Origin of the sequence: Agathobaculum sp. (assembly GCF_050946325.1) — a bacterium.
Lineage (GTDB): Bacteria > Bacillota > Clostridia > Oscillospirales > Butyricicoccaceae > Agathobaculum.
Genome location: NZ_JBMNUP010000017.1, coordinates 1 through 20,446, shown reverse-complemented (window position 1 = coordinate 20,446; position 20,446 = coordinate 1). Strand labels below are relative to the sequence as shown.

Annotated in this window: 20 protein-coding genes; 7 read left to right on the top strand and 13 right to left on the bottom strand. The window is 61.3% G+C overall.

Annotated features, from left to right (window positions below):
• Window positions 1-1,669 (bottom strand): M56 family metallopeptidase (locus tag ACOYIE_RS02905; protein WP_433410629.1); only part of this gene is annotated, 1,669 nt, incomplete at its 3' end.
• A gap of 19 nt (window positions 1,670-1,688) precedes the next feature.
• The gene (locus ACOYIE_RS02900; protein ID WP_433410627.1) at window positions 1,689-2,060 is read right to left on the bottom strand and encodes a BlaI/MecI/CopY family transcriptional regulator; all 372 of its coding nucleotides are present in this window, start codon (window positions 2,058-2,060) and stop codon (window positions 1,689-1,691) included.
• A gap of 186 nt (window positions 2,061-2,246) precedes the next feature.
• On the opposite strand from ACOYIE_RS02900, the gene ACOYIE_RS02895 reads away from it, so the two are divergent.
• Genes ACOYIE_RS02895 through ACOYIE_RS02885 form a run of 3 tightly spaced genes read left to right on the top strand, consistent with a single transcriptional unit; the run spans window position 2,247 to window position 3,570 of the window.
• The gene (locus ACOYIE_RS02895) at window positions 2,247-2,684 is read left to right on the top strand and encodes a hypothetical protein (RefSeq protein ID WP_433410625.1); all 438 of its coding nucleotides are present in this window, start codon (window positions 2,247-2,249) and stop codon (window positions 2,682-2,684) included.
• 15 nt (window positions 2,685-2,699) lie between these two features.
• A complete protein-coding gene (locus tag ACOYIE_RS02890) occupies window positions 2,700-3,302 on the top strand; it encodes a ribonuclease domain-containing protein (protein ID WP_433410623.1) in 603 nt (200 codons plus the stop codon).
• Between the two features lies 1 nt (window position 3,303).
• Window positions 3,304-3,570, top strand: coding sequence for a barstar family protein (locus ACOYIE_RS02885; protein ID WP_433410621.1), 267 nt, complete (start codon window positions 3,304-3,306; stop codon window positions 3,568-3,570).
• 49 nt (window positions 3,571-3,619) lie between these two features.
• Here the strand turns inward: ACOYIE_RS02885 and pth are convergent, their stop codons facing one another.
• The 3 genes from pth to ACOYIE_RS02870 form a co-directional block, all read right to left on the bottom strand.
• Window positions 3,620-4,258 carry an aminoacyl-tRNA hydrolase gene (gene pth, locus ACOYIE_RS02880; protein WP_433410620.1) on the bottom strand — a complete coding sequence of 213 codons (639 nt, stop codon included), beginning with the start codon at window positions 4,256-4,258 and terminating at the stop codon, window positions 3,620-3,622.
• Window positions 4,259-4,497: 239 nt separating this feature from the next.
• The gene (locus tag ACOYIE_RS02875; RefSeq protein WP_433410618.1) at window positions 4,498-6,150 is read right to left on the bottom strand and encodes a DAK2 domain-containing protein; all 1,653 of its coding nucleotides are present in this window, start codon (window positions 6,148-6,150) and stop codon (window positions 4,498-4,500) included.
• Between the two features lie 170 nt (window positions 6,151-6,320).
• On the bottom strand, window positions 6,321-6,671 hold the full coding sequence (locus ACOYIE_RS02870; protein ID WP_433410616.1) for an Asp23/Gls24 family envelope stress response protein: 351 nt from the start codon (window positions 6,669-6,671) through the stop codon (window positions 6,321-6,323).
• Window positions 6,672-6,886: 215 nt separating this feature from the next.
• On the opposite strand from ACOYIE_RS02870, the gene lexA reads away from it, so the two are divergent.
• Both lexA and recG read left to right on the top strand, forming a co-directional pair.
• Complete coding sequence (gene lexA, locus ACOYIE_RS02865; RefSeq protein WP_433410615.1) at window positions 6,887-7,477, top strand: transcriptional repressor LexA; 591 nt, start codon at window positions 6,887-6,889, stop codon at window positions 7,475-7,477.
• A gap of 56 nt (window positions 7,478-7,533) precedes the next feature.
• Complete coding sequence (recG, locus tag ACOYIE_RS02860; protein ID WP_433410613.1) at window positions 7,534-9,576, top strand: ATP-dependent DNA helicase RecG; 2,043 nt, start codon at window positions 7,534-7,536, stop codon at window positions 9,574-9,576.
• A gap of 36 nt (window positions 9,577-9,612) precedes the next feature.
• Here recG and ACOYIE_RS02855 read toward each other — a convergent pair whose 3' ends face one another.
• From ACOYIE_RS02855 to pgeF, 4 genes are read right to left on the bottom strand one after another with little or no spacing between them, the layout of a single operon-like run.
• A complete protein-coding gene (locus tag ACOYIE_RS02855) occupies window positions 9,613-10,509 on the bottom strand; it encodes a DMT family transporter (RefSeq protein ID WP_433410611.1) in 897 nt (298 codons plus the stop codon).
• A 13-nt stretch (window positions 10,510-10,522) separates the two neighbouring features.
• Window positions 10,523-11,551 (bottom strand): tRNA 2-thiouridine(34) synthase MnmA, encoded by a 1,029-nt coding sequence (gene mnmA / locus ACOYIE_RS02850; RefSeq protein ID WP_433410609.1) that lies wholly within the window; start codon window positions 11,549-11,551, stop codon window positions 10,523-10,525.
• Between the two features lie 43 nt (window positions 11,552-11,594).
• On the bottom strand, window positions 11,595-13,157 hold the full coding sequence (locus ACOYIE_RS02845) for an ABC transporter substrate-binding protein (RefSeq protein WP_433410607.1): 1,563 nt from the start codon (window positions 13,155-13,157) through the stop codon (window positions 11,595-11,597).
• 51 nt (window positions 13,158-13,208) lie between these two features.
• Window positions 13,209-14,009 carry a peptidoglycan editing factor PgeF gene (gene pgeF, locus ACOYIE_RS02840; RefSeq protein WP_433410605.1) on the bottom strand — a complete coding sequence of 267 codons (801 nt, stop codon included), beginning with the start codon at window positions 14,007-14,009 and terminating at the stop codon, window positions 13,209-13,211.
• A gap of 288 nt (window positions 14,010-14,297) precedes the next feature.
• Between pgeF and rny the strand changes: the two genes are divergently transcribed.
• Complete coding sequence (rny, locus tag ACOYIE_RS02835) at window positions 14,298-15,842, top strand: ribonuclease Y (RefSeq protein ID WP_433410603.1); 1,545 nt, start codon at window positions 14,298-14,300, stop codon at window positions 15,840-15,842.
• A gap of 87 nt (window positions 15,843-15,929) precedes the next feature.
• Here the strand turns inward: rny and ACOYIE_RS02830 are convergent, their stop codons facing one another.
• Genes ACOYIE_RS02830 through ACOYIE_RS02820 form a run of 3 tightly spaced genes read right to left on the bottom strand, consistent with a single transcriptional unit; the run spans window position 15,930 to window position 17,604 of the window.
• Window positions 15,930-16,823: a DUF4349 domain-containing protein gene (locus ACOYIE_RS02830; RefSeq protein ID WP_433410601.1), complete on the bottom strand. Its 894-nt coding sequence runs from the start codon at window positions 16,821-16,823 to the stop codon at window positions 15,930-15,932.
• Between the two features lie 35 nt (window positions 16,824-16,858).
• Complete coding sequence (locus ACOYIE_RS02825; protein ID WP_433410600.1) at window positions 16,859-17,248, bottom strand: TSUP family transporter; 390 nt, start codon at window positions 17,246-17,248, stop codon at window positions 16,859-16,861.
• Window positions 17,245-17,604 carry a TSUP family transporter gene (locus tag ACOYIE_RS02820; RefSeq protein ID WP_433410598.1) on the bottom strand — a complete coding sequence of 120 codons (360 nt, stop codon included), beginning with the start codon at window positions 17,602-17,604 and terminating at the stop codon, window positions 17,245-17,247. Before ACOYIE_RS02820 ends, ACOYIE_RS02825 begins: the two co-directional genes overlap by 4 nt.
• Before the next feature lie 350 nt (window positions 17,605-17,954).
• On the opposite strand from ACOYIE_RS02820, the gene ACOYIE_RS02815 reads away from it, so the two are divergent.
• Window positions 17,955-19,676, top strand: coding sequence for an acetolactate synthase catalytic subunit (locus tag ACOYIE_RS02815; protein WP_433410596.1), 1,722 nt, complete (start codon window positions 17,955-17,957; stop codon window positions 19,674-19,676).
• A gap of 124 nt (window positions 19,677-19,800) precedes the next feature.
• Here ACOYIE_RS02815 and ACOYIE_RS02810 read toward each other — a convergent pair.
• Window positions 19,801-20,446 (bottom strand): sigma 54-interacting transcriptional regulator (locus ACOYIE_RS02810; RefSeq protein ID WP_433410595.1); only part of this gene is annotated, 646 nt, incomplete at its 5' end.

Here is a 20,446-nt window from a genome sequence, read left to right as displayed (position 1 = left end):
TGCCGAAGGGGTCTGTCAGCAGCAGCTCCAGCGTGCCGCTGCCGTCCGGAAACGCAAGGCTGCACCAGCGCAAATCGTCGGCGCCGTCGCCGTTTTGGTCCTGCGGCGTGGCAAGCGTCCGCGGCACGTCGGCAGAAATGCCCAGCAGCGCATAAACCACCGTGCGCAGGTCGTCCAGCGCAACGTCCTCCGGCAAATCGCTGTAATCGGGCAGGCCCAGGTCGTTTTCATACAGCAGGCGGAAATCGTCCAGACTGTCCACCGTGTCCGCGCTGTCCACATGGAAAATCCACTCTGCCAGCGCCACCTGCAATTCGCCCTGCGCGTCTTCCTCCAGATGCAGCCGCTGCGCCTGCCGGTACGGCAGGCCGGTCAGGCGCTCCGCATCGTAGCCGGTCTGCTGCGCCCGCTCCGGATTGAAGCGCATCTCATACACAACCGTGCAGGTTTTGTCCTCCGGTTCGTATTCCACTGCAAAGCGCTCGTAATCCCACACGTCAAACCGCTCGCCCGGACGGTCGGGGTCGGGGCGGAATTCCGCGCCCTGCCAGTCCTGTCCGTTCGTCACTGCAAAGTGCTGCGCCCAGCTCAGGGCGGCGCCCAGCGCGCGCGCTTCCAGCGTCTGCGGTTTTTCTTCACCCTCTCCTACCGAAAACGCGCAGCCGAGCATGCCCGTCAGCACCGCAACCGCCAGCACCAGCGCCATGCCGCGCTTTTTCACCTGCGTATCAAACAGCCCTTCAAACCGGCGCATCAGCGTTTCCTTATCGCCCGTAAAGCACGAAATCAGCGCGCGGCGGCGGTCGCTCTGCGCAACGGCCGAGCGCAGAATGGTTTCGCCATAGGCCCGACGTGCCGCGCTGTCCATGCCGCGCGCCACCGCGTCGTCGCACGCCAGCTCGATGTCCTCCTGCGCAAACCGCGCCATCAGGTGCATCAGCGGATTGAACCAGTGCATGCTCCGCGCGGCAATCAGCAGCAGCTTGAGCCACAAATCGCCGTGGCGGTAATGCGTCAGCTCATGCCGGAAAATAAACGCCGCATCCTGTTCGGACAGGTTTTCATCCGGCAGATACAGCGTCGGCCGCAGAAAGCCCGCCAGCATCGGGCAGTCCGCCGCAGCAGAAACGGCCAGCGGCACCCGCCGCACCCCCATCTCCTGTGCCGCCGCGTCAAAGACTGCGCGCAGCGGCGCGCTCTGCACCGGCCGCGCCCCGCGGCGCAGACGGCGCGTATACCGCAGGTACCCCCATACCTGCACGCCGAAAAACACGACCCCGCCGGCAATCCACAGCACCGCCAGCAATATGCTCACGTCAAGCGTCGTCACAGCGGCATTGTCCTGTGCGCCGGCGGCGGCCGCCTGCTCCGCGGTCAGCCAGCGGCTTTCCGCAGGGTCGATGACCTGCACCGCCCCCTCATCCAAAGGCGCGGCAGGCGCCTCATGCAGCAGATAATGCGTGCGCGGCGTAACCTGCACGGGCGGTTCGGGCAGCGTAAGCTGTATGGGCACAAGCAGACGCAGCGCCAGCACCGCCCACACGATGCACATGGCCCGCGCCGGATAGCGCTTTTTGAGCACCCGCCGCAGCGCCAGCGGAATCAGCGCGACGAGCGATACCGTCAGCCCAATCTGCACCAGATTAAACAACAGCTCGTTCCACTTCATATCCCTGCCCTCCTATCCTTTACTTTGCCTGCGCGTCCAGAAACGCGCGCAGCTCGTCGATATCGTCCTCCGTCAGCGCGCCGGCGTCCGACAGACTGGCCACCAGATTTTTCACCGAGCCCCCGCACAAACGCTCCACAAAGCTGCGGCTTTCCCGCTGCAGGTACTGCTCCTGCCCAATCAGCGGCGTATAAAAATTCTGCCGTCCTTCTTTTTCACAGCGCAGAAAGCCTTTTTCGCACAAACGCGATAAAAAGGTCAGCACGCTTGTCGCCTTCCAGTTCTTTTCCGTATGCTGCTGCACGTCCGCCGCCGTCACCGGCGGCTGGAGCGACCAGATTGCCTGCATCACGGCCAGCTCCGCATCGGGCAGGCGCTTGATTTCTTTCATATTCACACCTCCATTTCTATTGTTGTAGAGCTTTCTGCTTACATTCTACATCGGTAGAGTTTCCCTGTCAATCCCTTTTTATTTACAAATTGGTAACCGTTTGAACGATTGACAGCGCATCTGTTTTGCGGTATCCTAAAATTATAAAAATACGGTTTTATGCCGATGCAATTAAGGAGAAAAGCCATGCGAAAGTTCACGGCGCTCGGTTTTGCGCTGTGCGGCACGCTGCTTGTCGTGCTGCTGTTCGTCACGGGGCGAATGCTTTACATCAAATACCACACGCAGACCTATGAGGACATTGCCGGCCGCGGCATGCATGATTCCTTTGTGCTGACGGAGAATGACACCGTTGTGCAGACAATTACCGACGAAGAACAGATTTCTGTCCTTGTCTCTCTGCTGAAAAGCTATACCTATACCGAATACGCCCAGTTTTTCAAGCCGGACGGCAGCCGTCTGACCGCCAACCGGCTGACGGTTACCTTTGAAAACGGCCATTCCATCAGCGTCAACGCGGACGGCTACGTTTTTGTCAACGATAAGCTGCGCGATATTGAGGGCAGCCGCGGGCAGGAATTTTATCACAAGCTTTATCTGCTGTTCTATCCGAACGCAGTATAACGCCAGGAGGACGCCATGAAAAAAATCACATCGCTTTGGCTGACGCTGCTGCTCGGCCTGTCCGCGCTGACGGGCTGTGCGCAGAACCTCAGCATCATCGGCGGGCAGGACGGGCCGACAGAGGTCATCGTATCCCAAATCGGCGGCGGACAGGCAGCGGAAGAAACGCCGTCCGAGCAGCCCCCTGCCGCGCAGGACAATCCTTCCGCCGCAGAGGCGGATGAGCCAACTTTCGGCCCTGCCGTTACGGGCAGGCAAACCATCCTGCTGGGCGATACCGTACTTGACGAAGAGGGCTGGTACACCGGCAAGGAGGAAGTTGCTCTGTATCTGATGCAGTACGGTGAACTGCCGCAGAACTACATCACCAAGAAGGAAGCGCAGGCGCTCGGCTGGGAAGGCGGCTCGCTGGAGCCCTATGCGCCCGGCCGCTCCATCGGCGGCGACCATTTCGGCAATTATGAGGGCGCGCTGCCCGAGGGCGACTATCGGGAATGCGATATTGACGCCGGTCCGGACGAGCGCGGAGCAAAGCGCCTTGTTTTTTCGGACGACGGCCTGATTTTCTACACCGAGGACCATTATGAGACCTTTACCTTACTGACAGGAGCGGATTGACATGCGGGAGCTGCTGCTTGACGCAGACACCTTGTATACCCGTGCGCAGGCGCACGACGTTTTTGCCAAAACCTTCGCTTTTCCGGCAAGTTACGGCCGCAACCTGGACGCGCTGTACGATCTGCTGACCGCGCTGCCGCCCACGCGCCTGACCCTGCGCCATGCAGAAATGCTGGTCGTCCACATGGGCAATTACGGCGAGCTGCTGCTGCGCGTACTGGCCAACGCCGCGGCGGAAAATCCGCGTTTTATCCTGTCCGCCGAGTGAGAAAGCATAAAAAACTGCCGCAGAACCAAAACCGTTCTGCGGCAGTTTTTTATATCCGTTTTCCATTAAACTTCTGCGCTGCTGCGGCGCAGCCCTCTGCAATGATGCAGGCCGCCGCGCTGACCGCGTCCTCACACGCCTTGTCGATTGCCTTTTGTTCCTCCGCCGTGAATTTGCCGAGCACCCACGCCGCCAGATCGTAATCCGGATGCGGTTTTTTGCCCACGCCGATCTTCACGCGGGGAAATTCCTCGCTGCCAAGGTGATAAATGATGTTCTTCAGGCCGTTCTGCCCGCCGGCCGAGCCCTTCGGGCGCACGCGCAGCGTACCCACGTCCAGCGAAACGTCGTCCGACAGCACGATGACCCGCTCGGGCGGGATTTTATAGAAAGCCGCCGCATCGCGCACCGCCTCGCCGGACAGGTTCATAAACGTCTGCGGTTTGACAAACAGCACCCGCCTGCCGCCAAGCATCCCCTCGCCCACCAGCGCTTTGAACTTCATTTTGTCGATTTTCAGTCCGGTGCGGGCACAATAACCCTCCAGCGCGCGGAACCCCGCGTTATGGCGTGTGTTGTCATACTTGCTGCCCGGGTTGCCCAGACCGACGACCAGCCATTCGATCGGCTGTGCGGCCTTTGCCGCTTTTTCTTCCTCTAACTTTTTAAAAATATCAAATACTGACATGGTTTTACTCCAAATATCTGCCTGAAAGGCATTTGATAGACAGGCCGCTGCGGCGCCCTTATGATACCGATACACGCTGCGCCTGTCAGGCACGGCAAAACGGCCTTTCCCCTTTGGCGGGATGACTTTCGGCTCTGCTTGTCCGGCTGTTCACATCAAAAAGCATCTCCCTTCGCCGCTTTGACGAAGGGAGATTGTTTCTATCCGGAATCAGTCTGACAGGCAATCGGGCCTTTTGCTCACTCCACCGAAAGGATATAGTAATAAACCGGCTGGCCGCCGTTGATGACGGAAATCTCCATCTCCTTGTTTTCACGGCGCATCAGCGCTTCCACCTCGGCCGCCTGCTCCTCGGATACGCCTTCGCCGTAAATCACGGTGGCAAACGCGCTCTCCTCGGTCACCATTTCACGAACCAGCTTTTTCAGCACCGAGCCTTCGCGGCCGTTCGCGCACAGCTTGCCCTCGCACAGCGAAAGGTATTCGCCCTGACGAATCTTCTTGCCGTCAAACTCGCTGTCGCGCGCGGCATAGGTAACCTGACCGCTGCGCACGTTGGCCGCAGCTTCGTTCATCGCGTCCGCAATCGCCTGCTCCTCTTCGCAGTCCGGATCGACCGCCAGCATGGCGGAAATGCCCTGCGGGATGGTCCTTGTCGGCACGACGACGATCTTTTTGCCCTCAGCCAGATGCACGGCCTGCTCGGCCGCCATGATGATGTTCTTGTTATTGGGCAGCACAAACACGATTTCTGCCGGAACCGCGTCTGCCGCGCGCACCAGGTCGTCGGTCGAGGGGTTCATCGTCTGACCGCCCTGTACCACCACGTCCACGCCCAAGTCGGTAAATACGTCCTTCAGGCCGCTGCCTGCGGCCACTGCAACAAAACCGTATTTTTTCTCCGGCGGAACGATCACACGCTCCTGCGTGCCCTCTGCGGTGCCTTCGATCACTTTGGCGGTATGCTGCTCGCGCATGTTTTCAATCTTGACCGTCAGCAGCGGGCCGAACTTCAGGCCCTCTTCCAGCGCCTTGTTGGGCTCGTCCGTGTGTACATGCACCTTAACGATATCGTCGTCTTCCACCACAACCAGGCTGTCGCCCAGGCTGTCCAGAATCGAGCGCAGGCGGCTGACGCTGCGCGCCTTGTCCTTGCGCTCGGCGATGAATTCGGTGCAGTAGGTAAAGGTGATGTCCTCATCCGCAATCGCCGCAAAATCCGCCGCGGTCTTTGCCGCCGCTTCCGGCGCTTTGCGCTCCTTATGAATGCCGCGCAGCGCATCCAGCATGCCTTCCAGAATGGTCAGAAAGCCGAAGCCGCCCGCGTCCACCACGCCGGCCTTTTCCAGCACCGGATTCTGATGCACGGTCTCCTCCAGCGCCGTCCGGCCGCGTTCCAGCACAGCCTCCAGCACCTGCTCAGCCGACATCTCCGGCTCGGCCTGGCAGCGTTCCACCGCATGCTGCGCAGATACGCGCGACACGGTCAGAATCGTACCCTCTGCCGGCTTCATCACCGCCTTGTATGCGGTATCCACGCCCTCGCGCAGCGCCAGCGCCAAATCGCGGCCGTCCGCCTCGCCTTCCACCTCGCGCAGCCGCTTTGCCACGCCGCGGAACAACAGCGACAGAATAACGCCCGAGTTGCCGCGCGCGCCGCGCAGCAGCGCCGACGCCGTCGTGTCGGCCGCCTTTGCCAGCGTCGGCTCGCTCAGCTTTTCCAGCTCTGCCATCGCCGAGGCCATGGTCATGGACATATTCGTGCCCGTATCGCCGTCCGGCACGGGGAACACGTTCAGCTCATTGGCCTGCTCCTTCTTTTCCGCAATGGCAAGCGCACCTTCCACTACCATCGCCTGAAACAGCGCGCCTGTTATTTTCTGATCTGCCATTCACACAACTCTCCCTGAAATTCTTTCTAAAACAATCGGCGCCTGCCATGCCGCGCCATATCTTCCCCGGCTGCGGCGCAGGCCGCGGCCAGCGGGGTGAAAACGGCGTTTTGAAACGCCGTTTTATGCCCTCTCAAACAACCGTTGGGAAAAAACCCGTATCCCGCCCGTCAGTCGGCGCGGATGCTCTCCACATAAATATCCACGTTGTTCACGTCCACGCCGGTCAGGCGTTCCACGTTATAGCGCACCTCGCCGATGATCGAGCGGCAGACCGTTGCAATATTCACGCCGTGCTCTACCGCGATGTGCAGATCAATGTTGACGCCGCCGTCCGGCGCCTCGGTCACTTTGACGCCGCGGGACTGATTTTCCCGTCCCAGCAGATGCGCCAGTCCGTCCGACATCGAACGGACGGTCATGCCCTTTACGCCAAAGCATGCCGAAGCCGCGTAGCCCGCAATGCCGGCCAGCACTTCGCCTGTAATTTCGATATATCCAAGTTCAGTCTTAATCGTCATAGAAAAAAACCTCCTGCAATCGGTTTGGTTCGGATTTGCTTTCTTTATTTTATATCAATTTGCGCGCAAATACAAGCAAAATACAGATATAAAAGGTCGAATCGTAAAAAAACACAAAATATAGAAACAAATGTTTGCTTTTTTGCGACAAATCAGGTATAATAAGAAAAACACGAACGAATGTTCCTCTATTTTAAGGCAAGGAGTGCCAAGTTATGAAAAAGATTTCCGCCAAGCAGCAACGGATCCTTGACTATATCAGCGCATTTTCTCTGGAACACGGCTATCCGCCCTCGGTGCGGGAAATCTGCGCCGAAATGGACCTGCGCTCGCCCTCAACCGTACACGCCCATCTGAAAAAATTGCAGGAAGCCGGCTATCTGGAGCCGACCGACCATAAATCCCGCGCGCTCACGCCCGTCAGCGGGCCGGCCATGGTGCCGCGCGTGCCCATTCTCGGCCGCGTCACCGCCGGTCTGCCCATTCTTGCGGTGGAAGAACACACGGGCTATGTTCCGTTTGAACCGGCGGCATCGGGCGGCGAATATTACGCCCTGCGCATCCGCGGCGATTCCATGACGGGCGCCGCCATTCTGGACGGCGACCTGGTCATCGTCCGGCGGGACGTGCAGGCCAGAAACGGCGATATTGTCATCGCCCTGCTGGAAGATGAAGCCACCTGCAAAACGCTGCACATCACGCGGGACGGCGTGTGGCTGATGCCGGAAAACCCGAACTATTCCCCGATTGACGGCACCGGCTGTCAGATTCTCGGCGTAGTCAAGGCCGTCTATCGGGAATACTGAGGTCCCCCGCTTTTCCGCGCGTGGCCGCATGCCGTTTTGCATCATGGAGGGATTGTATGCCCGCAGTGGACGACCGCATTCAGGCGGTTAAGGGAATCGGCCCCAAAAAGGCAGGGCTGTTTGAAAAACTGCATATTTTCACGCTGCGGGACATGCTGGAAACCTATCCCCGCGCCTATGAGGACCGCACCCATATCACGCCCATTGCAGAAATTGCGGAGGAAGGCAAGTACGCGCTGCGCGCCGTCGTCGGCACCGAACCCAAAGTCAGCCGCATCCGAAAGGGCATGACGCTGGTCAAATGCACGGTTTTTGACGAATCCGGTACGCTTGCCGTCACCTATTTCAATAATCCCTATGCGGCGGCACTGCTGCGCGTGGGGCAGGAATACCTGTTTTACGGCAGCGTGCGCGGGCTGGGCCGCGGGCGAACGCTCATCTCTCCGCAGGCCGAGCGCATTCCGGCGGACGGGCACAGCCCGGGCCGCATCGTGCCCGTCTATCCGCTGACGGCCGGCCTGACCCAGCGCGATATGGCGCGCGCCGCCGAGGCGGCACTTGCCGCCGTGCCGGGCGACTGGCCCGACCCGCTGCCCGAAATCGTGCGCGTCAAATACCGCCTGCCTGACGCAGCCGAGGCGCTCGGCGCCATCCACGCGCCCCAGACGGCGCAGGACGCGGCCGATGCCCGGCGGCGCATGGTGTTTGAAGAACTCTTTCTGCTGTGCTGCGGCCTGCAGCAGCTGCGCGAGCGGCGCAAAGCGGAAACCGGCATATCCTTTGCAGCGCAAGGGCTTTCGGCCTTTGTGGAAGCGCTGCCCTTTGCGCCCACGGGCGCGCAGCGGCGCGCGATCGCGGAAATCGCCGCGGACTGCGCCTCCGGCCGGCCGATGAACCGGCTGGTGCAGGGAGACGTCGGCTCGGGCAAGACGGCCGTTGCGGCGGCGCTGTGCGCGCTGGCCGCGCAGAACGGCTGGCAGGCCGCCTTCATGGCGCCGACCGAGATCCTCGCCGCGCAGCATGCGGAAACGCTGGCCGCGCTGCTCGGCAGGCTGAACATCGCGGTGACGCTGCTGACGGGCTCGATGACCGCCGCGCAAAAGCGCGCCGCGCTCGCGGCCGTTGAATCGGGCGCGGCGCAGGTCGTCGTGGGCACGCACGCGCTCATCCAGCAGAGCGTTGTCTTTCACCGGCTGGGCGCGGTCATCGCGGACGAACAGCACCGTTTCGGCGTGGCGCAGCGCGCGGCGCTTGCCGCCAAGGGACAGACGCCGCATACGCTTGTCATGTCCGCCACGCCCATCCCGCGCACGCTGGCGCTCATTATGTACGGCGATCTGGACGTTTCCATACTGGATGAAACCCCGCCCGGCCGCAGTCCGGTTGCAACATATGCCGTGGGCGAATCCATGCGCCGCCGCATCACCGCTTTTATTGACAAGCAGGTGCAGGCCGGCGGCCAGGCTTACGTCGTCTGTCCGCTGGTGGAGGAGGGCGAAACCAACCTCAAAAGCGCCGAACAGCACGCGCTTGACTTGCAGAAGGCGCTGCCGCACCGCCGCATCGCCGTGCTGCACGGCCGCATGAAAAGCGCGGATAAAGAGCAGATCATGCGCGCGTTTGCCGCGCAGGAATACGATATCCTGGTCGCCACCACCGTGATTGAAGTGGGCGTGGACGTGCCAAACGCCAACCTGATGGTGGTAGAGGACGCAGACCGTTTCGGCCTGTCCCAGCTGCACCAGCTCCGCGGGCGCGTCGGCCGCGGAACGCGGCAGTCCTACTGCGTATTTTTCGGCGCGGATAAGGGCGAAACCGCGCGGGAGCGGCTGAAAATCCTGTGCCGGACGGGCGACGGCTTTGAAATTGCGCGGGCCGATCTGGCCCAGCGCGGCCCGGGCGACTTTTTCGGCCGGCGCCAGCACGGCCTGCCCGCGCTGCATGCGGCCGATCTCGCGGCCGATCTGGCGCTCATGCAGGCCGCCCGCGAGGAGGCCGAAGCCATCCTGACGGCCGACCCGACGCTTGCCGGATATCCCGTGCTGCGGGACCGCGTACAGCGCATGTTCCAAACGCGAAGCGACGAGGCTTTCAACTGAAACCGGCCGCCGGAAACACTTCCGGCGGCCGGTTTTTTATTCTTTTCTGCGGTCCTTATGCTCGGACAAAATCAGCCCGCCCAGCGCAAGCGCCGTGCCCAGCCACATAACCGGCGTCATCGTCTCATGCAGGATGACGGCCGAGCACAGGATGGTCACAATCGGCTGTGCATAGATATACACGCTGGTGCCCACCGGACCGAGCAGCGACACCGCGCGGTTCCAGGTGACAAAGCAGGTCGCGGACGCGCCCAGGCCGAGAAACAGCAGGTTGCCCAGATGCAGCGGCTCCGCCCACGGCGCAAGGCCCGCGGGAAACCCCTCAATACACGCCGGCACCAGCAAAAACAGCAGCCCGTAGGCGAAAATGCGGCAGGTCAGCGGGATCGTGCGGTAGCCCATCTCCCCAAGCCGCCGCACCAGCACGGAATACACGCCCCACACCAGCGCCGCGCCCACGCCGAGCAGCGCACCCACCGGACTGAAATGCAGCTCCTTCACCCCGGCAAGCGACACCAGCGCCACGCCGGCCATCGCGCACACAAAGCCGCAGAAAAACCAGCGGCTGAGTTTTTCCCGCAGCACCGCCGCCGCACACAGCGCGGTAAACAGCGGCGCCGCCGTGACAATTACGCCGACAAGCGACGCCGAAATGTAAGTCAGCGCGATATTCTCCATCAGAAAATACAGCGTCACGCCGGTCAGCCCCGCCAGCGCGAACAGAACTTCATGTATGGGCTTTTTGGCCTTCATCCAGCCGCGCCCGACGAGCAGCAGCACAAGAAAACCCAGCCCGAAGCGCGCGATCATGATCTCCAGCGGGGTAAAGGTGCGCAGCAGCACCTTGGTCGATACAAAGGTCAGCCCCCACACCGATATGGTAAACAGGCTGAACAGGTGCCCCTGCAGCCGGTTTTTCTGCATGTCCTCCATGGTTTTCTCCCCCTTACTGCTCGGATTCAATAAAACCGCCGCCGATGACGATATCCCCGTCATACAGCACCGCGCTCTGCCCCTTTGCCGGGGCGCGGACCGCGCTCTCAAACACAATGCGCGCGCCGTTTTCCACGGGGTACACCGTCGCCCGATCGCTCCGCTTGGAATAGCGCACGCGCACCTCGCAGCAAAACGGGCCGTTTGCCGCGTATTCGGGCGCGATATAGTGCATTTCGCGCACGGTGATCTCGCTGCGGTACACATCGGCAAGCGACAGCACGACCTCGTTGGTCTCCGGCCGCAGCGCATGGACGAACAGCCGCCCCTCGGCCGCCACGCCCAGCCCCTTGCGCTGGCCGACTGTATAACAGTGCAGCCCCTTATGCCGCCCGAGCACGCGGCCGGTTTCGTCCACAAAATTGCCCGGCGGGCAGGCCGCGCCGTGCCGCTCCAGCCAGCCGGCCACGTCCCCATCCGGAATAAAGCAGATATCCATGCTGTCCGGCTTGTCCGCCGCAGTCAGTCCCAGGCTGCGGGCGTCCACGCGCACCTCGTCCTTGCCATGGCACTCGCCCAGCGGAAACAGGCACCGCGCCACCGTTTCACGCGGCAGACGGTGCAGCATATAGCTCTGATCTTTTTCCGCGCGGGCGCGCAGCAGCAGCGCACGGCCGTCCGCGTCCCGTCCGGTGCGGGCATAGTGGCCGGTGGCGATATACGCCGCGCCGATCTCGTCCGCATAATCGGTCAGCGCGCGGAATTTAATCAGCGGATTGCATACCACACAGGGGTTCGGTGTGCCCGCCTGCCGGAAGGTTTCCGCAAAATACGCGCACACCTCGCGCTCAAAATCCGCGCGCCGGTGCGCCAGATGCAGCGGGATCTCCAGTTCCTCTGCCGCGCGCTGCGCCGCCTGCTCGCCGCCCAGCCCAACTTCGAGGAACAGGCCGTGTACCTCATATCCCTGCCGGCGCAGCTGCGCCGCCGCCACCGCCGAGTCCACCCCGCCGGATAAGCCCAAAACCACCTTTTCTGCCATAACAGCCCTCTCCTGATGCGTGTTTATCGTCCGTTTCCGGCAATTATTCGCTCGTCCAGTCCTCCAGCCCTGCAAAGGCGTTGTACGGAGACGGCGTCAGCCCGTTCACCAGCCCTTTGCGGATGATGAGCTGGCCCCGCTCGAACGCCAGCGGGATAATCGGCATCTCCGTGAGTAAATGCCGGTACAGCGCGGCAATATCCTCGCCGCGGCGCGCCGCCGACACGGCGCTTGCCGTCGTCTCGCTCGCGTAGCCGCCGTAGTTCAGGCGGCCGCCTGCGCTGATGAGCGGGCGCAAATCAAAATCCGGCGTCAGCAGCGTTTCGCCGTAATACAAATCAAAATCGCCCGACTGCAGCTTGGAGACAAACGTCTCAAACGGCTGCTTGTCCACCGTAACCTTCACACCGACGGCCGCCCACGACGCCGCAAGCTGATCGGCCACCGCGGTTTTGAAGGCGTTGTCCGAATTGACCAGCAGACGGAACGACCATTCCGGCGCGCCTGCCGCATCGCCGCCGCTCTCGCCGTCTCCTCCGTCCTCGCCGTCCTCTTCGCCGTCCTCATCCTCCGGCGCGGGACTGCTCTGGCCGGCTTCCCGCAGCAGATTGACGGCGCTTTCCGTATCCGCCGTCATGCGCAGCGCAAGGCTGTCGTCCATCGGCTGCGGATTGACCGGCAGCACGGCCGGATCGGCAAAGGTCTGCAGCTGCACATCGCACAGGCTCTGGCGGGAAATGGCGGCGGAAAGCGCCTGCCGCACCCTTGCGTCGGCCAGTTTTGCGTTGTTATAATTGATGCCCAGATAATGCATTTCCGCGCCGGCCGTGCGCACCGTGTCCACCGAGCCGCCGTAGGACGGGGCTTCGGGCGCAATGCGCGGCTGACGGATGAGCGATACGTCGCCCGTCTGAAAACTGGCAACCGCGGCGTCCGCCCGCGTCACGCTGACCAGCTCAATCCGCCGGATGGAGCCGAGAAAGCCGCCGTGCCACGCCTCATTGGCGACAAGCGCAAGCTTGCCGTCCTCATTGACCGGCCGGAACGGGCCCGTGCCGTCCGCAAAGCCGTCTGAACCTTCCCGATAGATGGGAATATCCAGCAGACGGGGAAAATTGATGTTGGGCGAGGACAGCGTCACGCGCAGCTCATGCTCGGACAGGACTTCAATTGCAGAAACCTCGGTCATCCGGTTGTGATAGGGCGAAGCCTCGTTCTGCTGCGCGGCGCGCAGGCTGGCCGCGGCGTCCTGCGCCGTCAGCGGCTGGCCCGACCAGAAGGTGACGTCGTCCCACAGCGTAAAGGTAAAGGTCGTGCCGTCGCCGGTGTAATCCGCGCACAGCACGTTTTCCGCCGTGAAATGGCTGTTGATTTCAAACAGGCCCTCATACAGCGCCTCGCACACCAGGCGGTTGATGCTGGTGTTGTCGGTCACGGGATTGAGCGTGCCGTTCTGATAATATGCAAGTCCGAAATAAGCGTCCGAAACCTTGACGTTATCCACGCGGCGCTCGCCCTCCTCTGCCTGTTTGCCGCCGCAGGCGGAAAGCAGGCACAGCGCCGCCAGAACAAGCGCCAGCGCGCGTTTTTTCCAATGTTTGTTCAAAAGAGCATCCTCCTTATATCGGCCGTTCCGTGCGGCCCGCCTTGCGGCCGTTTACAGGCAAATCACGCCGCCCTGCACCCCGCGCACGCCGTTTGTGGCGCGGTGCGACCAGAATTCCTCCCGCGCGCACATGGTGCAGATGCCGCTGTCAATCACGTTTTCCGCCGCAAGACCGGCGTCACGCAGCAGCGCTGCGCCGATGCCCTGCAAATCCACATGGAATTTTGCACCCTTTTCCGCAATAAACGGGCGCACCGGCGCACCGAGCTGCCGCTCCATCGCTTCGGGCACATCGGCGTCGGTCTCAAAGCACTCCTGCCGGATGGACGGGCCCAGCACCGCGATCAGGCTTTCCCTGCGCGCGCCCAGCTTTTCCGCCATCACATCAACCGTTTTGGGCAGAATGCCGGCCACCATGCCCCGCCAGCCCGCATGGCAGACGCCGGCGGTATGCGTCGCGGGGTCGTACAGCAGCGTCACCACGCAGTCCGCATAAAAGCCGATGAGCGGCGTATCCGGCAGCGCGGTCACAATCGCGTCCGACTGCCACGCCATCGGACGGGTCAGACCCATACCGGCCTCGTTTTCGGTTACAACCGATATCTGCGTATCATGAATCTGCCGCGTCAGCGTCATGCGCGCGGCCGGAACGCCCAGCTCTTCCGCCAGCCGCCGGTAATTTTCACGGACGTTTTCCGGCTCGTCCCCGCGGCTGAAGCCCAGGTTGAGCTCCGCGCAGTGTCCGGTACTCACCCCGCCGAATTTGGTGGTGAAAGCATGGCGCACCGGCAGGCGGCGGCAGGTATAATAAACAAACGGACCGCTTTGCACGCGGCACATGGACTGATGCATGGCTTTTCCTCCCAGTGTATGATTTTTTATTATAACAAATCCCCGTGCGCCGGACAAGGCCGGGCCGCTCCGCTTCTCCCAAAACACCAAATTATGTACAGGAGAGCACGTCTTTTTCTTGACAGTTTGACGAACAGGCTTTACAATTAGCATAGTATAATACCTGCTGTAATATAGCCTGTGCTCTTGGGCACGGCTTTTTTCAAGGGATTATAACCGTCATTTTTATGAGTGACCCTTTTTGCACCCCAAAAAACATCACAATTTTCAGGAGGACACACCAAAACAATGAGAGAAGTCATCATACCGCTTATCACCGGTATTGTGTGCCTCGTTGTGGGCGTGGTCATAGGCTTTCTGTCCCGCAAGCATGTTGCGGAAAAAGAAATCGGTTCAGCCGAATCGGAAGCGACACGCATCATCAACGAAGCCATCAAGGCTGGTGAAACCAAAAAACGCGAAGCCGTTCTTGAAGCCAAGGACGAAATTCACCGCCAGCGCACCGAATCCGAGCGCGAACTCAAAGAGCGCCGCAACGAAACCCAGCAGCTTGAGCGCCGCCTGATTCAGCGCGAAGAAGCGCTGGACAAAAAGAGCGACACGCTCGACCGCAAGAATGAAGAACTCAACCGCCAGCTGGACGCCGTCCAGAAGGAAAAAACCGAACTCGACCGCATCCGCGCCGAGCAGCTTGACCGCCTGGAGCACATCGCCAGCATGACCCGCGACGAAGCGCGCGAAATGCTGGTTGCCTCCATCGAATCCGAAGCCACGCATGACGCCGCCGTGAAAATCCGCGAGATCAACCAGCGCGTCAAGGATGAAAGCGAGCAGACCGCCCGTGAGATCATCTCCACCGCCATCCAGCGCTGCGCGGCCGACCATGTTTCCGAAGCCACCGTTTCCGTTGTGCCGCTGCCCAACGATGAAATGAAGGGCCGCATCATCGGCCGCGAAGGCCGCAACATCCGCACGCTGGAAACGCTGACCGGCGTTGACCTGATTATCGACGATACGCCCGAGGCCATCACGCTGTCCTCGTTCGATCCGGTCCGCCGTGAGATCGCACGCCTGAGTCTGGAAAAGCTGATTGTGGACGGCCGCATCCATCCGGCCCGCATTGAGGAAATGGTTGACAAGGCCCGCCGCGAGGTCGAGCAGATCATCAAGTCGGAAGGCGAACGCGCCACCTTTGAAACCGGCATCCACGGCATCCATCCGGAACTGATTAAAATTCTCGGCCGCCTGCGCTACCGCACGAGCTACGGCCAGAACGTATTGCAGCATTCCATCGAAGTGGCGCATATCGCCGGCATGATGGCAAGCGAGCTTGGGCTTGACCCGCTGCCCGCCCGCCGCGCCGGCCTGCTGCACGATATCGGCAAGGCCATCGACCATGAGGTTGAGGGCAGCCATGTGCAGATCGGCGTCGATCTGGCCAAGCGCTACAAGGAATCGCAGCCCATCATCCATGCAATTGAAGCCCACCACGGCGATGTGGAGGCCAAAACCATCGTTGCCTGTCTGGTACAGGCGGCGGACGCCATCTCGGCCGCACGGCCGGGCGCGCGCCGCGAAAATCTGGAAAACTATATCAAGCGTCTGGAAAAGCTCGAAAGCATCGCCAACGAGACGCCCGGCGTTTCCAGCTCCTTTGCCATTCAGGCCGGCCGCGAAATCCGCATCGTTGTCAATCCGGAAAAGATTTCGGACGACGCAATGGTGCTGCTCGCCCGCGATATTGCCAAGAAGATCGAGGACGAACTGGATTACCCCGGCCAGATCAAGGTCAACATGGTGCGCGAAACCCGCGCCATCGACTACGCGAAATAAGTTTTCCCCGCTGCGAAAAAGCACCGTTCCGGTGCAGCAAAACCCCCGCCGAATTTTCGGCGGGGGTTTTTTTCGGCGCGGCGCCGTTTATGGATCGGTCTCATCTTTTCGGCCGGCCTGCTTTTGCTTTTTCCGGCGGTATATCCGGCAGCCGAGCAGCGCCGCCGCCGCGGCCGCCAGCACCGCGGGCCACAGCGTAACCAGCAGCAGAATCAGACCGCGCACCGCGCTGCCCAATCCGCCAAGGCCGGTCTGCGCCGCCCGCACCAGCTGCGCGCCAAAGCCGCTGCCCGCGCTGACAGCGGTCAGTGCCTGCGTTTCCCGCACCGATACCGACAGGGTCGAAAAGCCCACCAGGCTGTCATACCGCCGCTTTTCGCCGGAAAGGCTGTCAATTTCGTACTCGCAGTCGGCCAGCGCATTTTCCAGCGCGATGACGTCCTCCATCGCGCCGGCCTTGTCCAGCAGCGCCAGCAAACGCGCGTGTTTGGTTTGCAGCGTTTGCAGGCGTATTTCAATATCCGTATACTGCTCGGTGACATCCTCGCTCCAGCGGTTTGCCGAAACCACATGGCAGGTTTCACCGATGGCGGCGTAACACGCCTCAAACTGCTCCTGCGGCACGCGCAGCGTATACGCCGCGCGGCGCTCGCCTGTCTGCCCCTCGCTGCCGCTCGATTCGATATAGCCGCCGGCCGCGGCGGTCATCTGCTCCAGCGCCGCGCAGGTCTGTGCAAAGTCCTGCGTCTCCAGCGCGATATCCGCCCGCAGAATCAGCTTGGCGTTTGCCCGCACGGCGGAAAAATCCGCGTCCGCAGGCGCGTCCCCTGTCCAGCCCGCGGACGGGTCCTCCTTCGGCGCAGCGGTATCGGCGCCGGAAGCGGCACTGCTGCTCTCCGCCCCGCCGGCTGCGCCGCCGCAGGCCGCCAGCCCCAGCAGCAGCGCAAAAACAAGCAGCAGGGAAACATACCGTTTTTTCATCACAGGACACCTCATTTCTGTTTTTGGTTATCCTGTTAGACGGTTTTATTTTCCTCTTGTTCCGTCTGCTTCTGCTTTGTAAACAGCTCTTTTGCGCCCACATACAGCAAAAATACGCCGAATGCCCGCCGCAGCCAGTCGGTATCCATCCGCGCGGCGGCCATGGCGGCCAAAACGGATGCCGGAACCCCCGCCAGCACGCACCATTTGACCGCCTTTCCCTGCACCAGCCCGTTTTTGATATGGGACGCAAGCGCTGCCGGCGCGCAGGCGATGAAATACAGCAGGTTGATCCCGCCCGCCTGATACTGGCCGATTCCGGCCAGCAGCGTCAGATACAGCATCAGCAGCGAACCGCCGCCCACCCCAAAGCCGGACAGCACGCCGGTTGCCAGCCCGACCGCCGCGGCAATTCCCGTCCTCACAGCAGCAGCACCGCCCGCACGCCGCCGTACAGAATGAGCAGGCCGAACACCCGCCGCAGCCACAGCAGCCTGACCTTTTGGAAAACGCGCCCCGCAATCAGGCCGCCCGCCGCGCCGCCCAGCAGATAGGGCCACGCCGCCCCGATATCCAGCCCGCCCTTCAGCCAGTAGATGACTGCCGAAACCGCGCTCAGCGGCAAAATCACCGCAACCGAGGTGGCGAACGCCTTCCGCTCGTCCATTTTTGTCCATGAAACCAGAAGCGGCACCAGAAACAGCCCGCCTCCTGCGCCGAAAAAGCCGTTCGCCGCGCCGGCCAGCGCGCCTGTTACCGCGTATTTGCCCGTATCCTTCATGCGCTTCCCTCCGCAGACAGTTTTCCCGCGGGGCGCAAATTTATGCGCATGCGCTTTTTTCTGTCCGGAATCGTCTTTAATAGGCGCCTAATAACTTTGTCCCTGCCTGCTGTTTGCAGGCATCCCACATGCCTTCCGCACGTTTTCTCCTGCTTCCTCCGTGAAATGTTACAATTTCCATCCGCTCAATTTGTACGCTTTCCTCAAATTCACCATTTTGGCACAATACTTGCTGTTATACTTGATGAACAACGGAAACCTTTGCGCAATCCTGCGCAGCCCCTGCTTTCCGTTGGCGGCACAGGTATGTTTTATATGATTTTATAAACCATCAGGAAGGTGAATGTGTAATGAAAGCAACCACAGTAAAAATGACCAATGCCCAGGTGGTCGCGCACTGCCTGAAGCGGCATGGCGTTGAGTATCTGTTCGGTCAGAGCAACCCCAGCAAAATCGTTCTGGCCTGCATGGACGCAGGCATCCGCCAGATCGGCTACCGTCAGGAAAACACCGGCTCCTATATGGCGCAGGCTTACGGCATGGGCACCGGCAAGGTTCCGGTTGTCACCGCGCAGAACGGCCCCGCCGCTACGCTGCTTGTGCCCGGCCTTGCCGAGTGCTACAAGGCTTCGCTCCCGATTGTTGCAATCGTGCAGCAGGTCGGCGTGCCTGATTTTGACAAGAACGCATTCCAGGAAATGGACCATGACAAGCTGTTCTCCGGCTGCGCAAAGTTCGTCAAGACCGTTCTTTCCCGCGACCGTATCGAGGACTATATCGATATGGCCTTCGTCGAAGCGGCCAGCGGCCGCCCGGGTCCCGCGGTTCTGCTTTTCCCTGTTGACATTTTCAACGACGACACCGCCTACGAGCACACCCTTTACCGCGAAAACAACCTCGGCTGCAGCCCGCTTGACCGCTGCGTAGCCAATCCGGCCTGCGTTGCCGAAGCAGCCAAGCTGCTGATGCAGGCCGAGCGTCCGGTCATCTATGCCGGCGGCGGCGTTGTTTCCTCCCGCGCGCAGCAGGAAATCCGCGCCATTCAGGAAAAATACTCCATCCCCGTTGCCACCACCCTGATGGGCAAGGGCTCGGTGGATGAAACCCACCCGCTGTCCATCGGCGTTTCCGGTTATATCTCGGATAAGCGCGGCATGTCCAAGTTCCTGCGTCCCATGCTGGGCGAGGCCGACGTTGTCATGCTCGTCGGCAACCGCACCAACCAGAACGGTACCGACAGCTGGACGCTGCTGCCCAAAAACGCCACCTACATTCACCTGGACGTTGACCCCATCGAGGTCGGCCGCAACTATGAGGCTTCGGTCCGCCTGGTTGGCGACGCCAAGCTGACGCTTGCCGCGCTGGACAAGGCGCTCGCCAAGCTGGACGGCAGCAAGCGCTCCGCCGCGCGCGCCGGTCTGGAAGAGCAGATTGCCCGCGGCCGCGAGCTGCACCAGAAGGAAATTGAGGACGTTACCGTTCTTGCCAACAGCGCGCCGGTCAAGCCGGAAAAGCTGGTTTACGAGCTGGAAAAGCATCTGGACCCCGATCACATTCTGGTTGCGGACGCTTCCTTCTCCTCCATCTGGATCGGCAACTACCTGAAGAGCACCGAAAACCGCGAGTTCTATCTGCCGCGCGGCCTGGCCGGTCTTGGCTGGGGCTTCCCGATGGCGATGGGCCTCAAGGTTGCGCATCCGGACCGCAAGGTATTCTGCATCACGGGCGACGGCGGCTTCGCGCACGTCTGGAGCGAGCTGGAAACCTGCAAGCGCGAAGGCATCGACGTTGTCTGCGTGGTGCTGAACAACGAGATGCTGGGCTACCAGTATTATGCCGAGCACGCCAAGTTCGGCGCCAACACCAACGCCTGCTATATTCATCCGGTGGATTACGTCAAGGTTGCCGAGGCCTGCGGCCTGACCGGCTTCCGTCTGGACGACCCGAACAAGATCGACGAAGTTCTCGAAAAGGCGTTCGCTGCCAAGGGCACCGTCATCATTGATATGATTACCGACGACCGCTCGGTACCGCCTGTCACGCAGCTTCAGCTGGCAGCGCCCCAGATCTGACGGTTCCCTTCTTTTCACTGCGCAAATCTTTTTAAACCCTTCTTTTCTTGTTCTTTCTCTTTAAAAACAGGATGCCGCCCGTAACTGCGTACGGGCGGCATCCTGTTTTTCGCCATATTTCGGATTATTCCATGTTTTCCAGCGCCGCGCAGCCGCGTTCGGACAGGGCCACGCCCTGCCGCGTCCGTCCTGCCAGCAGATAGCCGCGCGCCTTGAGCTGGCTCAGCCGTGGCTTGATGCGCGCCTCCGTCAGCCCGCGCCGCAGCATCTCCGGATGGCGGGCCAGCGAATAGCGCCCGGCCGACTGCCCCTCGCGGCACAGCTCGTCAATGCAGGCCAGCAGCGCCAGATCATCTGCTGAAAGCGGCTCGTCAGCCGCCCCCGTCTCTTCCCGCAGTTCCGGCTCCGTTTCGGGCGCGGCAGCGGCCGGTGTGCTGAAAAAGTTGTCCAGAATCCGGTTCCAAATCCGTTCTCTGCTCCCGTCTGTCTCCGGCATGCCGGCCAGCACGGTAAAATGCTGCACAATCGCCCGCAGTTCGCGGATGTTGCCCGGCCAGTCATACTGCAAAAAGCGCGTTTTCAGCGAGGGCGGAATGGGCTGCCCGGCAATCGACTCAAAAATTACCGGAATATCCTGCTTGCGCGCCCGCAGCGGCGGCACTTGCAGGGTCAGCACTTTCAGGCGGTAATACAAATCCTCCCGAAAGCGGCCCTCCGCCACCATCTGCGGCAGATTTTTGTTTGTTGCGCAAATGATGCGCACGTCCACC

Coding starts and splice junctions, on each gene's coding strand:
- rny (WP_433410603.1), top strand. CDS start 14,298: ATGAGAGAAGTCATCATACCGCTTATCACCGGTATTGTGTGCCTCGTT.
- ACOYIE_RS02855 (WP_433410611.1), bottom strand. CDS start 10,509: ATGGAGGACATGCAGAAAAACCGGCTGCAGGGGCACCTGTTCAGCCTG.
- ACOYIE_RS02900 (WP_433410627.1), bottom strand. CDS start 2,060: ATGAAAGAAATCAAGCGCCTGCCCGATGCGGAGCTGGCCGTGATGCAG.
- ACOYIE_RS02815 (WP_433410596.1), top strand. CDS start 17,955: ATGAAAGCAACCACAGTAAAAATGACCAATGCCCAGGTGGTCGCGCAC.
- ACOYIE_RS02820 (WP_433410598.1), bottom strand. CDS start 17,604: ATGAAGGATACGGGCAAATACGCGGTAACAGGCGCGCTGGCCGGCGCG.
- pth (WP_433410620.1), bottom strand. CDS start 4,258: ATGTCAGTATTTGATATTTTTAAAAAGTTAGAGGAAGAAAAAGCGGCA.
- ACOYIE_RS02830 (WP_433410601.1), bottom strand. CDS start 16,823: ATGAAAAAACGGTATGTTTCCCTGCTGCTTGTTTTTGCGCTGCTGCTG.
- mnmA (WP_433410609.1), bottom strand. CDS start 11,551: ATGGCAGAAAAGGTGGTTTTGGGCTTATCCGGCGGGGTGGACTCGGCG.
- recG (WP_433410613.1), top strand. CDS start 7,534: ATGCCCGCAGTGGACGACCGCATTCAGGCGGTTAAGGGAATCGGCCCC.
- ACOYIE_RS02885 (WP_433410621.1), top strand. CDS start 3,304: ATGCGGGAGCTGCTGCTTGACGCAGACACCTTGTATACCCGTGCGCAG.
- ACOYIE_RS02895 (WP_433410625.1), top strand. CDS start 2,247: ATGCGAAAGTTCACGGCGCTCGGTTTTGCGCTGTGCGGCACGCTGCTT.
- pgeF (WP_433410605.1), bottom strand. CDS start 14,009: ATGCATCAGTCCATGTGCCGCGTGCAAAGCGGTCCGTTTGTTTATTAT.
- ACOYIE_RS02870 (WP_433410616.1), bottom strand. CDS start 6,671: ATGACGATTAAGACTGAACTTGGATATATCGAAATTACAGGCGAAGTG.
- lexA (WP_433410615.1), top strand. CDS start 6,887: ATGAAAAAGATTTCCGCCAAGCAGCAACGGATCCTTGACTATATCAGC.
- ACOYIE_RS02875 (WP_433410618.1), bottom strand. CDS start 6,150: ATGGCAGATCAGAAAATAACAGGCGCGCTGTTTCAGGCGATGGTAGTG.
- ACOYIE_RS02890 (WP_433410623.1), top strand. CDS start 2,700: ATGAAAAAAATCACATCGCTTTGGCTGACGCTGCTGCTCGGCCTGTCC.